A 17,804-nucleotide genomic window follows, 5' to 3' on the forward strand; every position below is an offset into this window, starting at 1 on the left:
TATCTGCAGCGAAAGCGCGAAACAGACCTAGGGTTAACCATGAATTTTCAGAACCAAGTCTTTGATTTGCACCGGCTCGACAGCGTGCCCGGGCATGGCATACGTAGGCTGCAGCAGATTGCCGTGGCCTTGTTCATGCAGGAGACCGAGGGCCTGGGCCTGACTCCGGTGCAGTTCGCCGTGCTCCAGGCCCTGGAGGGACAGCCGGGCCTGGACCAGAAGTCCCTGGCCGAGAAGGTCAGTTTCGACACCTCGACCATCGGCGCCGTGATCGACAGGCTGGAGGGCAAGCAGCTGCTGACGCGCAGCCTGAGCGCCCAGGATCGCCGGGTGCGCCTGCTGCACCTGACCCAGGCCGGCCTGGATCTGCTGGAGAGCGCCATGCCTGCCGTGCAGCGCACGCAGCAGCGCATTCTCCAGCCCCTGGACGAAGGGGAGCGCGAGCTTTTCTGCCAGCTGCTGCAAAAGCTGTGCGCCAACCAGGTCGTCGGCTGAGCGGTTGACGGCGGGTGGGTCGTCGCCGGAAATGGCGTAACTGCCGGGTTTTGCGGCCGGGCTGGGTTAGGATCAAAACTTCCCATCCCAAGCGTAACGAGTTCGAGGCTTATTTGTTGAGCGATATGGAGCAGCATTCCGTGCAGGCTGATCTGGTGGCGGTGCTGATTGCGGTCACCGGCGGCCAGCCTCGCATTCTGACCACGAGCTCGGGGCTGGCATTGCCCGCCGGGCCGTTCACCAGCAATCACCGTTCGCTGCAGATCAGTCTGCGGGCCTGGGTGGAAAAGCAGACCCACCATCCGCTGGGGTTTGTCGAGCAGCTCTATACCTTTGCGGACCGCGAACGTTCGCAGGATCTGGGCACGAGGGCCATTTCCATCAGCTATCTGGCCCTGACGCGCGAGTTCGACGCGGCCGGTGCGGCCCAGCCCGGCTGGCAGGACTGGTACCGCTATTTCCCCTGGGAGGACTGGCGCGAGGGCATGCCGGAGCTGGTGGCGCAGCAGATTGCGCCGGCGCTCAGAAGCTGGGCCGACGCCGCCGCGGATAGCGTGGCCAGAAGCGCAAGATGGCAGCGCGCGGCCATGACTTTTGGCCTGGAAGACCAGGAGTGGAACGAGGAACTGGTGCTGCAGCGCTATGAGCTGCTGTTCGAGGCCGGACTGGTTGCCGAGGCCTGGCGCGACGGTGTCAGTGCGCCGGCGGCCCAGCTCCTGCCTGGCGCGGCCATGAGTAACGACCACCGCCGCATCCTGGCGACGGGCATTGCGCGTCTGCGCGCCAAGATCAAATACCGGCCCGTGGTGTTCGAGCTGATGCCGGACGAGTTCTCGCTGCTGCAGCTGCAGCAGACCGTCGAGGCTCTCGCCGGCCGCGGCCTGCACAAGCAGAATTTCCGCCGCCTGATCGAGCAGCAGGCCCTGGTGGAGGAAACCGGCCAGACGACGGTTGCGGGCGCGGGCCGCCCCGCCAAGCTGTTTCGCTTCCGGCGCAATGTGATGCTTGAGCGCGCCATTGCGGGCAACAAGCTGCCTCTGGCCAGAACCCACTGAGTTTTCTGTCCCGCTCAAATCTCTTGACCCGGTTAATGCTCAGGCTTAGCATAAGTCGGTGCGCGCGATGCCTGGAGCACACATCGCGTTTTTTATTTATATACAAATACTCAAAATGAGCATTAATAAGATGGCTGCACTGCCGGTTTCCCCTCTGCCCGATGTGATGCTGGAGCCTCTGGTGCGCATGGCCTTGCTGGAAGACCTGGGCCGCGCCGGAGACCTGACCACCGACACCATCGTGCCCGCCGCTGCCAGCGACGAGCTGCGACTGGTGGCGCGCCAGGACGGCGTGCTGGCCGGCCTGGATCTGGCGCGCCTGGCCTTCACGCTGATGGACTCCCGCCTGGAGTTCGAGGCCCGCTGCGAGGACGGCAGCCTGCTCAAGCCCGGCACGGAGATCGCGCGCATCCGCGGCAAGAGCCGCGCCATCCTGAGTGCCGAGCGCACGGCGCTCAACTATCTGTGCCACCTGAGCGGCGTGGCCTCGGCCACGCACTCGATCGCAGAAGCCATCAAGGCCTATGGCACGCGCGTGACCTGCACGCGCAAGACCATGCCCGGCCTGCGCTCGCTGCAGAAATACGCGGTGCGCGTGGGCGGGGGCAGCAATCACCGCTTCGGCCTCGACGATGCCGTGCTCATCAAGGACAACCATATCGCCCTGGCCGGCGACGTGGCCACGGCCGTGGGCCGGGCCCGCGCCGGCGTGGGCCATATGGTCAAGATCGAGCTGGAAGTGGATACGCTGGCGCAGCTGGAGATCGCGCTGCAGCTGGGCGTGGACGTGGTGCTGCTGGACAACATGAGCCTGGATGATTTGCGCACGGCCGTGGCCATGTGCAAGGGCCGGGCCATCACCGAGGCCTCGGGCCGCATCACGCCAGAGACCGCGCCCGCGGTGGCCGCCACCGGCGTCGACCAGATCGCCGTGGGCTGGCTCACGCACAGTGCGCGCGTGCTCGATATCGGGCTGGATGCATAAATGGCCTGCCCCCTGAGCGGCTTTGCCGCTTCCCCCCAAGGGGGACGACAGCCTCGGCTAGGCGCCCCTGCTGCGCGGTGGCGCTTGCTTGCTGTCCCTTGCTTGGGGCGTGCATGTGCGTGAGGTGCGTTTCTTGTTGGATTGCGAAAGGTGTGCTTGATGAAGGCCATGCTTAAGAAGCGCCGCAGCTGGGCGGCGCTGGTTGTTACGGCGCTGGCGGTGATGGTGGCGGGAATTTGGCATGCCCGCGCGGGCATGGCGGTAGTCCGTTTTGAAAAGCCCATCACCATCGTCGTGACCTTTCCGCCGGGCGGCGGCACGGACCTTCTGGCGCGGCGTCTGGGCGCGGCCATGCAGCAGCGCCTGGGCCAGTCCGTGATGGTGGAGAACCGGCCCGGCGCCAGCGGCAACATCGGCGCGCGCGCCGTGGCCGAGGCCGCCCCCGACGGCGCCACGCTGCTGATGGTCAACAGCTCGTTCGCCATCAATCCCGGCGTCTACCGGCATCTGGACTTCGATCCGCGCCGGGACTTCAAGGCCGTGTTCAATGCCGGCAGCATCGCCTCGGTGCTGGTCGTGCCAAGCCAAAGCAGCGTGCGCAATCTGCACGATGCGCTGGCCGGCGCGACCGCGGGCCAGCCTTTGCCCTTCGCCTCCTGCGGCAACGGAACGCCCCAGCATATGGCGGGCGAGATGCTGGCCCGGGCTGCGCATGCCAGCCTTCAGCATGTGCCCTACAAGGGCTGCGGCCCGGCCATCACGGCGGTGGCCGCAGCCCAGCTGCCCCTGGCCGTGGTCACGGCCAGCAGCGCGGCGCCGCTAATAGCCGCGGGCCGCGTGCGCGCCATCGCCGTCACCGCACCGGCCCGCGTCGCATCCCTGCCCGATATCCCCACGGTGGCCGAGCAGGGTCTGGCCGGTTTTGCCGTCGAGCAGTGGCATGGCCTGCTGGCGCCGGCCGCCACGCCGGAGCCCGTGATCGCCCGCTTGCACCAGGTGCTGGCGCAGATCCTGGCCGAGCCCGAGATGCAGCAGGCGCTGCGCGAGCAGGGCTATACCCCGGCCAGGGAGTCTGCCGCCCAGTTCGGCAAGCTCATCGCGGCCGATATAGCGCGCTATGCGGCCGTGACCGCGCAGCTCGGGCTCAAGGTCGATTGAGCGGCGCCGGGCGCGCATGTCCATGACGGGCCACCTGCAAAGGTGGCCTGTTTTGTTTCAGGCATATGACGGATTCGCTATACCAAGGTATAGCTGGGGCCAACCAAAAACCAGGCTTCTCTTCCCAAGGCAGGCTCGCTTTGCCGGCTGGTGGATTTGATAATCGAGGGCTAGGATCAGGGCACCAGACCCTGGCGCCGTGGCGGCATGCTTTGCCGCCCATCGCATGGAGGAGTTCCCCTTGGATGACCATTCCTTGAAGGCGCTGCGGCGCACGGCCTTGGCCGTGCTCTGCCGCTCCTCTGCCTTGCTGCGCCGCCGCTTCTGTAATCAAGAAGTTGCGGGAGCGAGGCAGGATCAATCCCGGGCCGGGACCTGCCCTGGCCATATCGATGCCACTGTTTGCTGCTTATGAAACCAGTCTTGAAATCCCGCCGCCCCGTGGGGGCTGCCTGCCTGCTGCTGTGCCTGGCGCTCGCTGCCTGCAACGGCGACAAACAGCCACCGGCCGCCGCTGCCGATAGCCAGACGGCGCTGCGCCGCGAAGGCAATCTGGTCGTGGTGCCGCCGCAATCCCCGGTGCTGGCGCAGCTGAAGCTGGCCCAGGCCACCCTGGAGCAGGTCCAGACGCTGATCTCTGCGCCGGCGAATATCGAGGCCGAGCCCGAAAAGCTGGTCAAGATCACGCCTCCGGTCGCGGGTCGGCTGGTGCGCCTGCATCGGCAACTCGGCGATCCGGTCAAGGCCGGCGAGGCCTTGATCACCATGGACTCCTCCGATATCTCGGGCGCCAGGGCCGACAATGCCAAGGCCCAGTCCGCGCTGCTGCTGGCGCGCCAGGAGTTCGACCGCCAGAAGCTGTTGTTCGATGCCGAGATCGCGGCGCGCAAGGACTACGAGGCCGCGCAGCAATCCCTGGCCGCGGCCAGCGCCGATGCGCGCGCGGCGACCGATCGCCTGGCCCAGCTGGGCGCCGATGTGCAGGCCAGCTCGCGCGGCAGCTATGTGATCAAGTCGCCGATCAGCGGGCGCGTGGTCGATATGGCGGGATCGCAAGGCGGTTACTGGAACGATGTGAATGCCTCGGTGATGACCGTGGCCGACCTCAGCAAGGTCTGGCTCAGCGCCAGCGTGCCCGAGCGCGATCTGGCCCATGTGGACGTGGGCCAGGAAGCGCATATCGCGCTGACGGCCTATCCAGACCTCAAGCTTGAAGGCCGTGTGCAATACGTGGGCGAGATCGTCGATACGGCCACGCGCAGCGTCAAGGTGCGGGTGGCTGTGGACAACCGCGAAGGGCGGCTGCGTCCCGGCATGTTTGCGCGCGTGAGCTTCGACGGCCCGGGCCGCGACGCCCTCATGGTGCCGACCACGGCGCTGTTGCAGGGCAATGTGAGCACGCGGGTGTTCGTGGACAAGGGCCGCACGGACAAGGGCGCGCGCTTCGAGCCGCGTGACGTACAGGTCGGCGTGCAGCAGGACGGCAAGGTAGAGATCCGCTCGGGTCTGGCGGCTGGCGAGCGCATCGTCGTCAACGGTGGAGTGCTGCTGCAATGATAGAGCGCATCGTCAATCTCAGCTTTGCCCGCCGCGGCGTGGTGTGGCTGATCTTCATTTTCGCGGCCCTGTATGGCGGGTTCAGCTGGAAGCAGCTGCCGCTGGAAGCTTATCCCGACATCGCCGACGTGACCTCGCAGATCGTCACCCAGGTGCCGGGCCTGGCGGCCGAGGAAATCGAGCAGCAGATCACGATTCCGCTGGAGCGTGCGCTGCTGGCCACGCCGGGCATGCATGTGCTGCGCTCGCGCAGCCTGTTCGGTCTGTCGTTGATCACCGTGGTGTTCGAGGACGGCGTCGACGGCTATTGGGCGCGCCAGCGTCTCAAGGAGCGCATGGACGATGTCGATCTGCCCTATGGCGCGCGCGCCGCGCTCGACCCCTACAGCTCGCCCACCGGCGAGGTTTACCGCTATACCTTGGAAAGCCCCACGCACAGCCTGCGCGAGCTGTCCGAGCTGCAGCAGTGGGTGGTGATCCCGCGGCTCAAGAAAGCCCAGTCCGTGGTGGACGTGACGAATTTCGGCGGCCTGACCACGCAGTTCATGCTCGAGCTCGACCCCGCGCGCCTGCTGCAGTACGGGCTGACCCTGTCCCAGGTGATCGATGCCATCAATGCCAACAACGCCAGCGGCGGCGGCAGCGTCATAGACCGCGGCGAGGTCTCCTATGTGGTGCGCGGCGTGGGCCTGCTGAGATCGCTCGACGACATGGGCAATGTGGTGGTCAAGACCTCGGACAACGGCACGCCGATTCTGGTCAAGGACCTGGGGCGCCTGACCTATGGCAATGTGGAGCGCCGCGGCATTCTGGGCAAGGACGACAACTCCGACACGCTGGAAGGCATCGTGCTGCTGCTCAAGGACGCGAACCCCTCCAAGGCGCTGGAAGGCATTCATGCCGCGGTGAAGGAACTCAACGAGAAGCTGCTGCCGCCCGACGTCAAGGTCGTGCCCTATCTGGACCGCACCACGCTGATCGAGCGCACCACGCATACCGTGGGCAAGACCCTGGCCGAAGGCATGATCGTCGTGACCCTGGTGCTGCTGCTGTTCCTGGGCAGCCCGCGCGCGGCGCTGATCGTGGCGCTGACCATTCCCATGGCGCTGCTGCTGGCCTTTGTGTTCATGCATCACGCCAAGATTCCGGCCAATCTGCTGTCGCTGGGAGCCATCGATTTCGGCATTCTGGTCGACGGCTCGGTGGTGGTGGTCGAGAACATTCTGCGCCGCCGCGAGGCCCAGGAGGACAAGCCCTTGACGCCGCGCGATGCCATCTCGGCCACGCTGCAGGTGGCGCGGCCCATCTTCTTCGGCATGTGCGTGATCGCGGCCGCCTATCTGCCGTTGTTCGGTTTCGAGCGCATCGAGTACAAGCTGTTCTCGCCCATGGCCAGTGCCGTGGGGGCGGCTCTGGTGGGGGCGCTGGCCGTGGCGCTGCTGCTCACGCCGGGCCTGGCCTGGCTGGCCTTCCGCCGTCCGCGCAAGATCTTCCACAACCCCGTGCTCAACTTCCTGGGCGAGCGCTATGACCGCTTCCTTGGCGCCGCCGTGGGGCAGATGCGCTGGCTGGTCGGGGCCGTGGCGGCGGCGCTGGTGGCGCTGGTGTTGCTGGCCGGCACCATAGGCCGCGACTTCCTGCCCTATCTGGACGAGGGCTCGATCTGGCTGCAGGTGCAGATGCCGCCCGGCATCACGCTGGACAAGGCGCGCGACATGGCCGACGAGCTGCGCCGGGCCACGCTGGAGTTCCCCGAGGTGTCCTATATCGTGACCCAGACCGGACGCAACGACGACGGCACCGATTACTGGACGCCCTCGCACATCGAGGCCAGCGTGGGCCTGCATCCCTACGACCAATGGAAGTCGGGTCTGAACAAGCAGCAACTGATCGCCAAGATGGCCGAGCGCTTCGAGAAGATGCCCGGCTATACCGTGGGCTTCATGCAGCCCATGATCGACGGCGTGCAGGACAAGCTTTCGGGCGCGCACAGCGATCTGACCGTGAAGGTCTACGGCCAGGACCTGAGCGAGGACCGGCGCGTGGCCGACGAGATGGTGGGCATTCTGTCCAAGGTGCCCGGTGCGGCCGACGTGGCCGTGGACATCGAGCCGCCGCTGCCCAATCTGCGCATCGATCTGGACCGTGCGGCCGCCGCGCGCTACGGCATCAATGCGGCCGATGTGGCCCAGCTGATCTCCACGGGCGTGGGCGGGGCCTCCATAGGCCAGCTCTACGTGGGCGAGCGCAGCTACGACATGACGGTGCGCTTCGCGCCCGGCACGCGCAGCAATCCCGAGGCCATAGGCGCGCTGCGCCTGGCCGCGGCCAACGGCGCCCAGGTGCCGCTGGCCGACGTGGCGCGCATCAGCACCACGGTGGGCCAGAGCGTGATCGTGCGCGAGGGCGGCGAGCGCCACATCCTGGTCAAGCTCAATGTGCGCGGCCGCGATCTCGCGGGCTTCCTCAAGGATGCGCACGACGCCCTCGATGCCCAGCTCCAGTACGACCACCAGAAGACCCATATCGAGTGGGGCGGCCAGTTCGAGAACCTGCAGCGTGCCGAGGCGCGGCTGCTGGTCATCCTGCCGCTGACGCTGGGCATCATGCTGGTGCTGCTGTTCGGCGAGTTCGGCAATCTGCGCCAGCCGCTGCTGGTGCTGGGCGTGGTGCCGCTGGCCATGATCGGCGGCTTTGCCGGACTGCACCTGCGCGGCATGACGCTCAATGTCTCGAGCGCCGTGGGCTTCATCGCGCTGTTTGGCGTGGCCGTGCTGTCGGGCGTGCTCATGGTCTCGCAGATCAACAGGCTGCGCCGCGAGGACGGGCTGCAGCTGCGCGAGGCCGTGCTCGAGGGAGCATCCAGCCGTATGCGCCCGGTGCTGATGACGGCCACGGTGGCGGCCTTCGGCCTCACGCCGGCCATGCTGGCCACGGGCCTGGGCAGCGATGTGCAGCGGCCCCTGGCCACCGTGGTGGTCTGCGGCCTGGTCAGCGCCACCTTGCTGACGCTGCTGCTGCTGCCCAATCTCTACTACGTGATCGAGCTGCGTGCCCAGCGTGCGGCCGAGCGCAAGCGCCGGCGTGCGGCCGAGCGCGGCGAACTCGACGACGAGGACGCCGCCCCGGTGACGACATCGGCCGCCGCGGAGCGCATGGCCCCCTGAGTCCGGGCCACGCGAAACCTACAAACTTGGAAGCACCATGCAATTTTCCTTCCCCTCTCTCAAGCGCCTGGCTCTGCTGCTGGCGGCGCTGGGCCTGGGCGGCACGGCATTGGCCCAGGCAGCGGCACAGCCTGCGGCCGCCGGGCTGCGCTTTAGCGACTATCTGAGCGCCGTCGAGCAGCACAGCCTGGAGCTGCAATCCCAGCAACAGAACGTGGTGTCGGCCCAGGCCGGCGTCGGCATCGCGGGCATACGCCCCGATCCCCAGCTCTCGCTGGGGGCCGCGCGCGAACAGGTCAAGACCGGCCTGCCGCGTCCGCTGAACAGCAGCTACGGGCTCAGCGTGGAGCTGGAAACCGGCGGCAAGCGCTCGGCCCGCATCCGCGCTGCGCGCAGCCAGGTGAAGCTGGCCGAGGCCGGCGTCGAGGGCTTCCGCACCCAGCTGTTTTCCGATGCGGCCCAGGACTTCACCCAGGCTTGCCGCGACCGCCAGGCGCTGGAGCGCAAGGAGCAGACGCTCAAGGCCCTGTCCGATGTGGTCAAGGCCAACGAGGTGCGGCGCAAGGCCGGCGACATCGGCACCGTGGAGTGGCGGCAGTCGCGCGTGGAGCGCGACCAGTTCCAGGCCGATGTGACCCAGGCGCGCGCCGATGCCCAGACCTCGCGCCTGGCCCTGAGCGTGCCGCTGGGGCGCAAGCTCTCGGAGGTCTTCGGCTCCGAGGAGCTGCAATGCGATTTCCAGCCCTTTGCGAACGACAAGAACATCGACGTCCTGGTGGTCCAGGCCCTGCAGGTGCGCAGCGATGTGCGCGTGGCCCAGGCCACGCTGGACAATGCGCGCGACAACGTCGGCGTGGCCCAGGCCAACCGCTGGGTCAATCCCACGCTGGCCGTGGGCTTGACCGCCATACCGGCCACGTCCGCGGGCGTGGATGCCCAGGGCAATGCCTTCGATGCGGGCAACCGCTCGCGCATGCTGTCGGTCTCGGTGAGCATGCCCATCCCGTTCTCGCGCCTGAACCGCGGCGAGGTGCTGCAGGCCGAGGCCGCCGTGACCCAGGCCATGCTGGGGCTGCAGCAGTCGCAGCACAAGGCCGAGGCCGATGTGCGCTCCGCCTATTTCCGCTTTGCGGCGGCGCAGGAGAACGTGGAGCGCTATCGCAGCAATGTGCTGGCCGATGCGCAGCGCGTGCTCGAGAGCATCCGCCTGTCCTACCGCCACGGCCAGGCTTCGCTGCTGGAGCTGTTGTCGGCCCAGCGCTCGGCCGATGATGCCTACCTCGGCTATCTGCAGGCCGATGCCGATCTGGCCAAGGCCACGGTCGATCTGCAACTGAGCATAGGCCAGCGGCCCGCGCTGTGATGAGCGCAGCGGGCGGGCGGGGCTGGCGCGCGCGCGTCTTGCGCCACAATCGGCGGGTCTTTCACGCCCTGAACTCCGCCCTGCATGCCATGACCGCCGAACCGCAACGCTTTCTGCATCTGCGCCGGGCCCTGATCCTAGCCGCCATGGCCGCGGCCATGGCCGCCATCTTCGCGCTGGATACGCTGACCGAGTACGCGGTGGCTGCGGCCGTGTTCCACACGGCCATCATCCTCGTGGCGGTGCGCTGGTTCAGTCCGCGCCTGGTGATAGGCGTCACGGCACTGTGCATAGCACTGACCCTGGCCAGCTTTGCGCTGACGCCGGCCGGCGCCTACCGCACCGGACTCATCAACACGGGCATCAGCATTCTGGCCATCGTCATCACGGCCTATCTGGGCCTGAAGATGGTGGCCGCCCAGAACGCGGCCCACGCGGCCCAGACCCAGCTGCTGCGCATCACCCAGGCCACCAGCCTGGGGCAGGTGACGGCCTCGATCGCCCATGAGGTCAACCAGCCGCTGGCCGCCATCGTCACCAGCGGCAATGCCTGCCAGCGCTGGCTGGCCCAGCAGCCGCCGAATCTCGAAAAAGCCGGCCAGGCGCTGGAGCGCATCCTGGGCGACGCGCGGCGCGCCAGCGAGGTCATCGCGCGCATCCGCTCCATGGCGCGCGGCGAGGCGCCGAGCAAGCAGAAGTTCGACCTCAACGAGGCCGTGCGCGAGATGGTGCATCTGTCGGGCGCGGATCTGAACCAGCGCGCCATTGCCATGGACCTGCAGCTGGCGCCGGGCCTGGCGCCGGCCTGGTGCGACCGCGTGCAGTTCCTGCAGGTGCTGGGCAATCTGCTGCTCAATGCCATGGATGCCATGCAGGACACGCCGGCCGTGCAGCGGCGCATTGCCGTGGCCACCCAGGCCCTGGGCCAGCAGCTGGTGCTGACCGTCACCGATGCGGGAGAGGGGCTGTCGCCGCAGGCCAAAAGCCATTTGTTCGACGCCTTCTGGACCACCAAGAGCGAGGGCATGGGTCTGGGGCTGAACATCAGCCGCCACATGGCCGAGGCCAACGGCGGCCGCATCTGGGCCACGGACCGCGAGGATGGGCGCCGCGGCGCCGTGTTCCATGTGACCATCGCGGCTTTCGTCGCCCCGGGGGAGCCTGCAGCAGGAGGACACAAGCTTGGCTGAACTCGAAACCGTGTATGTGATCGATGACGACGCTTCGGTGCGCGCGGCCATCGAGGATTTGCTGCTCTCCGTGGGCCTGGCCGTGTCCGCCTTCGGCGCGACGCGCGACTTCCTCGCCCATCTGGAGCTGAGCCCGCCCGAGGGGCCGGCCTGCCTGGTGCTGGACATCCGCATGCCGGGCCAGAGCGGCATGGAGTTCAGGCGCCAGATGCTGGAGCAGGGCCTGCGCTTTCCCACCATCTTCATCACCGGCCATGGCGATATTCCCATGAGCGTGGAGGCCATGAAGACCGGGGCCATAGAGTTTCTGACCAAGCCTTTCCGTGATCAGCATCTGCTCGACGCCATACAGCAGGGCATTGCGCTGGACCGCCAGCGCCGCGCGCAGGATGCGCAGTTGCAGGAGCTGCGCCAGCGCTGGGAATCTCTGTCCGGCGGCGAGCAGGCCGTGGTCACCGGCGTGGTGCGCGGCCTGCTGAACAAGCAGATCGCGGCCGAGCTGGAGGTCAGCGAGATCACCGTCAAGGTGCGGCGCGCCCAGGCCATGCGCAAGATGCAGGCGGGCTCGCTGGCCGAGCTGGTGCGCGTGCTGGAGCGGCTGGATATCCGCTGACCCCCTGGCCTTGCCCACCGGCGATCGCTCTGCCGATTGCGAGCTGGGTTCTCCTTTTTAGGAGTGTTTAGCGCTTTGAGTGCAATGGATTTGAGGGAAAACCAGCCTGAAATCCTTACGTGCCTAGCGCAAGCAGCTATTGCTCATGCAGCGCCGCGCTCGGCCAACTCGGTGCCCGGGTCGCGCCGCGACACCGTGGCGCAGCAGACAACTGCCAAGCCGGGAGTTGAGGGCATGCATAGGCTGTTCCTTGCGGATTCCCCGGCAGCGTTTTCAGGAGCGCTGCCCTGCGCTCGGGCAGGGCATGGCACCCATGTTTGCATGCATGAAGCTGCGTTGCTGAAAGAGCGAGCGGACCCTGGGCCGCCGCCGCTCAGCTGCGGGCATGGGGGCCGGTATCGCGCCAGGCCAGCAGGCCCCAGTTCAGATGGCGGACCGGCGGTGATGGCCTCAGGGCAATGCCCAGGGGGCGCAGGCTGTCGCACATCGGGCGCGGCAGGTGGCGCAGCACGGCATTGCGGTCATCGCTGGACAGCAGGCTCAGGGCGTCGGCGGCGATACGGGGCGAGCAAGCGGCCACGGCGCCGGAGAAGGCGGGCAGGCCGTAGGTGGCCAGCAAGATGCGGACCTGGTGCACGTTGCGTGAGAGCAGGGCGGCGCGCAGGGCGATATGCAGTGGTTGACGGGTCATGAGGAACTCCTGATAGCCGGTGGTCCAGCCGGAGACCTCGCATGCGTCAGGCGATGGAGAACCTCCGGGCGGCGGCCGGATGGGTGGGATGCGGAAAGAGGGGGCTTGGCAGACGGGTCACAGCGCATGAGCGCTTACAGGGGGCAGGGTCCATGGCCTTTTCTCCGTGGTGCTGGGGAAATGTGCGCAAGATTCGTGGTTCGAAGCCTGCACACCCGATGGCTGAATTGTCCTGTGTTATCCCCGCGGCACGGCGCTTTTCGAGGGAAAGCTGGCCTATACCTTGGTGTATGCAATATGGCCGATCGACGCCTGGAGGTCGCTTGGCTTCGGCCAGATCCGCGGCCACTCACCAAATCTTGATGATCAGCGCCGTCATCACCAGATAGCGCAGAAACTTGCCCACGGCCATATAGGCCACGCAGGGCCAGAACGGCAGGCGCAGCCAGCCGGCCACGGCGCACAGCGGATCGCCGACGATGGGCAGCCAGCTCAGCAGGCAGGCCTTGGCGCCGAAGCGGCGCAGCCAGTAGCGGGCCAGGCGGTGATAGCGGGACTGGCTGTGGGGCGCGGTGCGGGCCGGCGGCGATGGCCGGTCTGGGTGTCTGCGGGCTCTGGCCAGCTCCCAGGCCCGGTGCGCGCCCAGGCCCGTCCACCAGCTGATAGCGCCGCCCACGGTATTGCCGGCCGTGGCCACGAGGATGGCGGGCCAGAACAGCTGCGGGCTGAGCGTGACCAGACCCGCCACGGCGGGTTCGGACCCCAGTGGCAGCAGCGTGGCCGACACCAGGGCCACGATGAACACCGTACTCAAACCGAACTGCGGCAGGGCCAGCCATTGCAGCAGCTGATGCATCCAAGCTTCCATAGGGCGGCTAGTGTAGGCTGCGGCACAATCTCGGCGCGCACCAATATCCTGCCCGCGCAATGGCGTATGGTGTCGCTCCAGGAGGAATGGACATGCGCTTTGGCCCGAGATTGGGATTGGCTTGCGCTGCCCTGCTGTTGATAGCAGGCTGCGCGCAGAACATGGGTGCGACAGCACCGCAGAAAGTGACGGCGGAGGCGCCGGCCAGGGCCGCGGCCGAGCTGGTGCCGCTGGCCACGCTGGCGCCGGGCGTGAAGCAGGACATGCGCTATGCGACCAGCCACAACTTCATGGGGCGGCCCGTGGCCGGATATGAGGCCGGAGTCTGCTGGCTCAGCCGCGCCGCGGCCCAGTCGCTGGCCGAGGTGCAGCAGGAGCTGGACGGCTACGGCCTGGCTCTCAAGGTCTACGACTGCTATCGCCCCCAGACCGCGGTGAACGACTTCGTGCGCTGGGGCCGGGATCTGGCCGACCAGAAGAACAAGGACATGTACTACCCGCGCGTGCCCAAGAGCGAGCTGTTCAAGCGCGGCTATATCGCCGAGAAATCGGGCCACAGCCGCGCCAGCACGGTGGACATGACGCTGGTGGCCGTCGACGCCCAGCGTGCCAGCAAGCGGGTGCGCGGCCCGCTGGCCGACGGTGTCGAGGTGGACATGGGCACGCCGTTTGACCTGTTCGACGAGCAGTCCCATACTGACAACCCCCAGCAGTCTCCCGATGTCCAGCACAACCGGCGCTGGCTGCGCGCGCTGATGCAGCGCCACGGCTGGAAGAACCTGCCCGAGGAATGGTGGCATTACACGCTGGTCGGCGAGCCCTATCCCGAGCAGTACTTCGACCTGCCCGTGAAACGGAATTAAGGCAGGCTCGGGGCACGGGCCGATGATAGTGAGCCTGCTCGCGGGGTGATGGCGAGTTTTTGCGGCTGCTGAAATTTTGGGCAGGTATAATCCGGCCCTCTTTTCCTGCGCCCGGGCTGCGGCCGGCTTTTATGGCCGCCGCGGCCAACCCCTTTCCATGTCCGCCCTGCACATAGGTCATATTCCATTGGCAAATCGCCTGTTTGTCGCACCCATGGCGGGCGTGACGGACCGGCCGTTCCGCCAGCTGTGCAAGGCCCTGGGCGCCGGCTACGCGGTCAGCGAGATGGTGACCAGCCGCAAGGACCTGTGGAACAGCCTCAAAACCAGCCGCCGCGCGAATCACGAAGGCGAGCCCGGCCCGATTGCGGTGCAGATCGCCGGCACCGAGGCGGCCATGATGGCCGAGGCGGCCGTCTACAACATTGAGCGCGGCGCGCAGATCATCGACATCAACATGGGCTGCCCGGCCAAGAAGGTCTGCAACAAATGGGCCGGTTCGGCGCTGATGCAGAACGAGCCTCTGGCCGTGGAGATCGCCCGCGCCGTGGTCGAGGCCGCGCGCCCCTACAACGTGCCCGTGACCTTGAAGATGCGCACCGGCTGGTGCGATGCGCACAAGAATGCGATCGTGCTGGCCAGGCAGTTTGAGGATGCCGGCATCCAGATGCTGACCGTGCACGGCCGCACGCGCGAGCAGGGCTACAAGGGCTTTGCCGAGTACGACACGATTGCGGCCGTCAAGCAGGCGGTGAACGTGCCCGTGGTGGCCAATGGCGATATCAACAGCCCCGAGAAAGCCCGCGATGTGCTGGCCTATACCGGGGCCGATGCCATCATGGTGGGCCGTGCGGCTCAGGGACGGCCCTGGATCTTTCGCGAGATAGCCCATTTTCTGGCGACGGGCGAGCATCTGGCGCCGCCACTGGTGGCCGAGCTGCGCCGCCTGCTGCTCGAGCATCTGCAGGATCATTACAGTCTGTATGGCGAGGGGACCGGCGTGCGCAGCGCGCGCAAGCATATTGCGTGGTATCTGCGTGCTCTGCCGGGCGGGGAAGAGTTCAGAAAATATATCAACACTATTGAGGACTGCGCGGTGCAATGGCAGGCCGTGGCCGACTATCTGGATGCCCTGGGGCAACAGATGGAGCGGATACCGGCTGCCACGGCAGCTGCTGAAAGCAGCGAGCTGGACGAACCGGCAGGAATGACTGCATGAGCAATCAGAACTTGGAACAAGTCGTTCGCGATAGCCTGGAGGGCTATTTCCGCGATCTGGAAGGCGAAACGCCCGCCAATGTCTATGACATGGTGATTCGCCTTGTCGAAAAGCCCTTGTTGGAGGTGGTCATGGGCCAGGCCGACAACAACCAGTCGCGCGCGGCTGAGTGGCTGGGCCTGAACCGCAACACCTTGCGCAAAAAGCTGCTGGATCACCAGTTGCTCTGAGCTGCATTGCTTCCGAATCCATAGCTGCAAGCGATTGATGGATATGCGCTGCAGTTTATTTTTATCCAAACTTTGAATTGACGCCCATGAAAGCTCTGATCTCCGTCTCCGACAAGACCGGCATCGTTGAATTTGCGCAAGCCCTGCACGCCCTGGGCGTGCAACTGCTGTCCACCGGCGGCACGGCCAAGCTGCTGGCCGACAAGGGCCTGCCCGTGACCGAGGTGGCCGAAGTCACCCAGTTTCCCGAGATGCTGGACGGCCGCGTCAAGACCCTGCACCCCATGGTGCACGGTGGTCTGCTGGCACGTCGCGACTTCCCCGAGCACATGGCCGCTTTGAAGGAACACGGCATCGAGACCATCGACCTGCTGGTGGTGAACCTCTATCCGTTTGAAGCCACCGTGGCCAAGCCCGGCTGCACGCTGGCTGATGCCATCGAAAACATCGACATCGGCGGCCCTGCCATGGTGCGTTCTGCGGCCAAGAACTGGAAGGACGTGGGCGTGGTCACCGCTGCCGACCAGTACGAGGCCGTGTTGGGTGAGCTCAAGACTGCAGGCAAGCTGTCGAACAAGCTGCGCTTCGATCTGTCGGTTGCGGCGTTCAACCGCATCAGCCAGTACGACGGTGCCATCAGCAACTACCTGTCGTCGGTCAAGTTCGAAGACGAAAAGCTCAGCGAAGAATATGTGCCCGAGCGCGCCGCCTTCCCCGGCCAGTTCAACGAGCAGTACCTGAAGGTGCAAGACCTGCGCTACGGTGAAAACAGCCACCAGCAAGCGGCCTGGTACCGCGACCTGGTGCCCGCTGCCGGCTCGCTGGCGACCGGCGTGCAACTGCAGGGCAAGGAACTCTCCTATAACAACATCGCCGATGCCGATGCTGCTTGGGAATGCGTCAAGAGCTTTGAAGTGCCCGCCTGCGTGATCATCAAGCACGCCAACCCCTGCGGCGTGGCCATCGGCGCCAACGCCTTCGAAGCCTATTCCAAGGCTTTCCAGACCGACCCCACCAGCGCCTTTGGCGGCATCATTGCCTTCAACCGCCCTGTGGACAAGGCCGCTGCCGAAGCCGTTTCCAAGCAGTTCGTCGAAGTGCTGATGGCTCCGGAGTTTTCCGCCGAAGCCCTGGAAATCTTCAAGTCCAAGGTCAATGTGCGCCTGATGAAGATTGCGTTGCCTGCCAACTACGGTGACGTGCGCAATGTACTGGAAACCAAGCGCGTGGGTTCGGGCCTGCTGCTGCAATCGGCCGACAACCATGAACTCAAGCTCGAAGAGCTTAAGGTCGTGACCATCAAGCAGCCGACGCAGCAAGAGCTGCAGGATCTGCTGTTCGCCTGGAAGGTGGCCAAGTTCGTCAAGTCCAACGCCATCGTCTTCTGCAAGAACGGCATGACCATGGGCGTGGGGGCCGGCCAGATGTCGCGCCTGGATTCGGCCCGCATTGCCTCCATCAAGGCCGAAGCCGCCAAGCTGTCGCTGCAGAACACCGTGGTGGCGTCGGACGCCTTCTTCCCCTTCCGCGACGGCCTGGACGTGGTGGTCGATGCGGGCGCGACCTGCGTGGCCCAGCCCGGCGGTTCCATGCGCGACCAGGAAGTCATCGATGCGGCCAATGAGCGCGGCGTGGCCATGGTGTTCACGGGCGTGCGCCACTTCCGTCACTAATTAGAAGACTCCCCCTGAGCGGCTTTGCCGCTTCCCCCTCTCTTGCTTTGTGGGAGGGGGACGACGCCATCGCCGCGAGGCGGCTCTGGCTCGGCGTCTCTGGCTTGGAACGCGCCAGTTTTCTGCTCCGTGTCCTATGGCCAGCGCAAGCTGGCCATACTTTTTTGAGCGGCTTTGAGCTGTGATTGTTTGCTATGACTGATCCCGTCGACGACGAAGAAAACTACCCGCCGCGTCCGCGCTGGATGGGCTGGGCCATTGCCGTGGTGATGGCGGCGGCGGCCCTGGGTGTGGCCAATATCGGCTGGCGCATCATGCGGGTGAGCGCCGCCGAGCAGGCCGCCGATCTTCAGGTGCAAAAGCACCCGGAACTGGCCGAGGGCCGCAAGCTGGTGGAGTCTTCGGACTGCATGCGCTGCCATGGTTGGGAGCGCCACTATGTGGGGCCTTCGTTTGTGGATGTGGCCGCCAAATACCGTCAGCAGAGCGATGCGGATCGATATCTGGCCGGCAAGATACGGGGCGGCAGCGTGGGCGTCTGGGGCAATGTCATCATGCCGCGCCATCCTCAGCTCAGCGAGGAGCAGTCCCTGCTGATGGCGCGCTGGCTGCTGGTCACCGAGCCCACGGCTCGGTGAAGGTCGGCCATGACCGCGACCGGGCCTGAAGCCATGTGC

General features: G+C 66.3%; 16 protein-coding genes. 14 read left to right on the top strand and 2 right to left on the bottom strand.

All coding sequences use genetic code 11. The features are described 5' to 3' along the window. Window positions 1-39 precede the first annotated feature (39 nt). From AB6724_RS10825 to AB6724_RS10865, 9 genes are all read left to right on the top strand, one after another. Entirely contained in the window at window positions 40-495 is a 456-nt protein-coding gene (locus tag AB6724_RS10825; protein WP_369338532.1) for a MarR family winged helix-turn-helix transcriptional regulator, read from the top strand. 125 nt (window positions 496-620) lie between these two features. Further along, window positions 621-1,550 carry an NUDIX hydrolase gene (locus AB6724_RS10830; protein ID WP_369338533.1) on the top strand — a complete coding sequence of 310 codons (930 nt, stop codon included), beginning with the start codon at window positions 621-623 and terminating at the stop codon, window positions 1,548-1,550. A gap of 115 nt (window positions 1,551-1,665) precedes the next feature. Then, the gene (gene nadC, locus AB6724_RS10835; RefSeq protein WP_369338534.1) at window positions 1,666-2,535 is read left to right on the top strand and encodes a carboxylating nicotinate-nucleotide diphosphorylase; all 870 of its coding nucleotides are present in this window, start codon (window positions 1,666-1,668) and stop codon (window positions 2,533-2,535) included. A 159-nt stretch (window positions 2,536-2,694) separates the two neighbouring features. Beyond that, on the top strand, window positions 2,695-3,693 hold the full coding sequence (locus AB6724_RS10840) for a tripartite tricarboxylate transporter substrate binding protein (protein ID WP_439329856.1): 999 nt from the start codon (window positions 2,695-2,697) through the stop codon (window positions 3,691-3,693). 411 nt (window positions 3,694-4,104) lie between these two features. Continuing rightward, window positions 4,105-5,250 carry an efflux RND transporter periplasmic adaptor subunit gene (locus AB6724_RS10845; protein ID WP_369338535.1) on the top strand — a complete coding sequence of 382 codons (1,146 nt, stop codon included), beginning with the start codon at window positions 4,105-4,107 and terminating at the stop codon, window positions 5,248-5,250. Beyond that, window positions 5,247-8,417, top strand: coding sequence for an efflux RND transporter permease subunit (locus tag AB6724_RS10850; RefSeq protein ID WP_369338536.1), 3,171 nt, complete (start codon window positions 5,247-5,249; stop codon window positions 8,415-8,417). Before AB6724_RS10845 ends, AB6724_RS10850 begins: the two co-directional genes overlap by 4 nt. A 37-nt stretch (window positions 8,418-8,454) precedes the next feature. Next, window positions 8,455-9,780 carry a TolC family protein gene (locus tag AB6724_RS10855; protein WP_369338537.1) on the top strand — a complete coding sequence of 442 codons (1,326 nt, stop codon included), beginning with the start codon at window positions 8,455-8,457 and terminating at the stop codon, window positions 9,778-9,780. An 89-nt stretch (window positions 9,781-9,869) separates the two neighbouring features. Continuing rightward, window positions 9,870-10,970, top strand: coding sequence for a sensor histidine kinase (locus AB6724_RS10860; protein WP_369338538.1), 1,101 nt, complete (start codon window positions 9,870-9,872; stop codon window positions 10,968-10,970). After that, window positions 10,963-11,583 carry a response regulator transcription factor gene (locus AB6724_RS10865; RefSeq protein WP_369338539.1) on the top strand — a complete coding sequence of 207 codons (621 nt, stop codon included), beginning with the start codon at window positions 10,963-10,965 and terminating at the stop codon, window positions 11,581-11,583. Before AB6724_RS10860 ends, AB6724_RS10865 begins: the two co-directional genes overlap by 8 nt. A 373-nt stretch (window positions 11,584-11,956) precedes the next feature. Here the strand turns inward: AB6724_RS10865 and AB6724_RS10870 are convergent, their stop codons facing one another. Further along, a complete protein-coding gene (locus tag AB6724_RS10870) occupies window positions 11,957-12,274 on the bottom strand; it encodes a hypothetical protein (RefSeq protein ID WP_369338540.1) in 318 nt (105 codons plus the stop codon). A 349-nt stretch (window positions 12,275-12,623) separates the two neighbouring features. Continuing rightward, entirely contained in the window at window positions 12,624-13,130 is a 507-nt protein-coding gene (locus AB6724_RS10875; RefSeq protein ID WP_369338541.1) for a YqaA family protein, read from the bottom strand. Between the two features lie 173 nt (window positions 13,131-13,303). On the opposite strand from AB6724_RS10875, the gene AB6724_RS10880 reads away from it, so the two are divergent. The 5 genes from AB6724_RS10880 to AB6724_RS10900 all read left to right on the top strand — a co-directional run bounded on the left by AB6724_RS10880 (window position 13,304) and on the right by AB6724_RS10900 (window position 17,765). Further along, window positions 13,304-14,005: a M15 family metallopeptidase gene (locus AB6724_RS10880; protein ID WP_369338542.1), complete on the top strand. Its 702-nt coding sequence runs from the start codon at window positions 13,304-13,306 to the stop codon at window positions 14,003-14,005. 157 nt (window positions 14,006-14,162) lie between these two features. Beyond that, complete coding sequence (gene dusB, locus AB6724_RS10885) at window positions 14,163-15,224, top strand: tRNA dihydrouridine synthase DusB (RefSeq protein ID WP_369338543.1); 1,062 nt, start codon at window positions 14,163-14,165, stop codon at window positions 15,222-15,224. Continuing rightward, window positions 15,221-15,454 carry a Fis family transcriptional regulator gene (locus tag AB6724_RS10890; protein WP_283485845.1) on the top strand — a complete coding sequence of 78 codons (234 nt, stop codon included), beginning with the start codon at window positions 15,221-15,223 and terminating at the stop codon, window positions 15,452-15,454. The genes dusB and AB6724_RS10890 overlap by 4 nt, the downstream gene beginning before the upstream one ends. Window positions 15,455-15,540: 86 nt before the next feature. Continuing rightward, complete coding sequence (gene purH, locus AB6724_RS10895; RefSeq protein WP_369338544.1) at window positions 15,541-17,127, top strand: bifunctional phosphoribosylaminoimidazolecarboxamide formyltransferase/IMP cyclohydrolase; 1,587 nt, start codon at window positions 15,541-15,543, stop codon at window positions 17,125-17,127. A 194-nt stretch (window positions 17,128-17,321) separates the two neighbouring features. Then, window positions 17,322-17,765: a c-type cytochrome gene (locus AB6724_RS10900; protein WP_369338545.1), complete on the top strand. Its 444-nt coding sequence runs from the start codon at window positions 17,322-17,324 to the stop codon at window positions 17,763-17,765. The last annotated feature ends 39 nt before the right edge of the window (window positions 17,766-17,804 follow it).

Source organism: Comamonas guangdongensis (genome assembly GCF_041079535.1).
In the GTDB taxonomy this organism is placed as follows: domain Bacteria; phylum Pseudomonadota; class Gammaproteobacteria; order Burkholderiales; family Burkholderiaceae_C; genus Comamonas; species Comamonas guangdongensis.

Bases quoted from the DNA above. Each gene is read 5' to 3' on its own strand.
- AB6724_RS10825 (WP_369338532.1), top strand. From the start codon at position 40: ATGAATTTTCAGAACCAAGTCTTTGATTTGCACCGGCTCGACAGCGTG.
- AB6724_RS10830 (WP_369338533.1), top strand. From the start codon at position 621: ATGGAGCAGCATTCCGTGCAGGCTGATCTGGTGGCGGTGCTGATTGCG.
- nadC (WP_369338534.1), top strand. From the start codon at position 1,666: ATGAGCATTAATAAGATGGCTGCACTGCCGGTTTCCCCTCTGCCCGAT.
- AB6724_RS10840 (WP_439329856.1), top strand. From the start codon at position 2,695: ATGAAGGCCATGCTTAAGAAGCGCCGCAGCTGGGCGGCGCTGGTTGTT.
- AB6724_RS10845 (WP_369338535.1), top strand. From the start codon at position 4,105: ATGAAACCAGTCTTGAAATCCCGCCGCCCCGTGGGGGCTGCCTGCCTG.
- AB6724_RS10850 (WP_369338536.1), top strand. From the start codon at position 5,247: ATGATAGAGCGCATCGTCAATCTCAGCTTTGCCCGCCGCGGCGTGGTG.
- AB6724_RS10855 (WP_369338537.1), top strand. From the start codon at position 8,455: ATGCAATTTTCCTTCCCCTCTCTCAAGCGCCTGGCTCTGCTGCTGGCG.
- AB6724_RS10860 (WP_369338538.1), top strand. From the start codon at position 9,870: ATGACCGCCGAACCGCAACGCTTTCTGCATCTGCGCCGGGCCCTGATC.
- AB6724_RS10870 (WP_369338540.1), bottom strand. From the start codon at position 12,274: ATGACCCGTCAACCACTGCATATCGCCCTGCGCGCCGCCCTGCTCTCA.
- AB6724_RS10875 (WP_369338541.1), bottom strand. From the start codon at position 13,130: ATGCATCAGCTGCTGCAATGGCTGGCCCTGCCGCAGTTCGGTTTGAGT.
- AB6724_RS10880 (WP_369338542.1), top strand. From the start codon at position 13,304: ATGGGTGCGACAGCACCGCAGAAAGTGACGGCGGAGGCGCCGGCCAGG.
- dusB (WP_369338543.1), top strand. From the start codon at position 14,163: ATGTCCGCCCTGCACATAGGTCATATTCCATTGGCAAATCGCCTGTTT.
- AB6724_RS10890 (WP_283485845.1), top strand. From the start codon at position 15,221: ATGAGCAATCAGAACTTGGAACAAGTCGTTCGCGATAGCCTGGAGGGC.
- purH (WP_369338544.1), top strand. From the start codon at position 15,541: ATGAAAGCTCTGATCTCCGTCTCCGACAAGACCGGCATCGTTGAATTT.
- AB6724_RS10900 (WP_369338545.1), top strand. From the start codon at position 17,322: ATGACTGATCCCGTCGACGACGAAGAAAACTACCCGCCGCGTCCGCGC.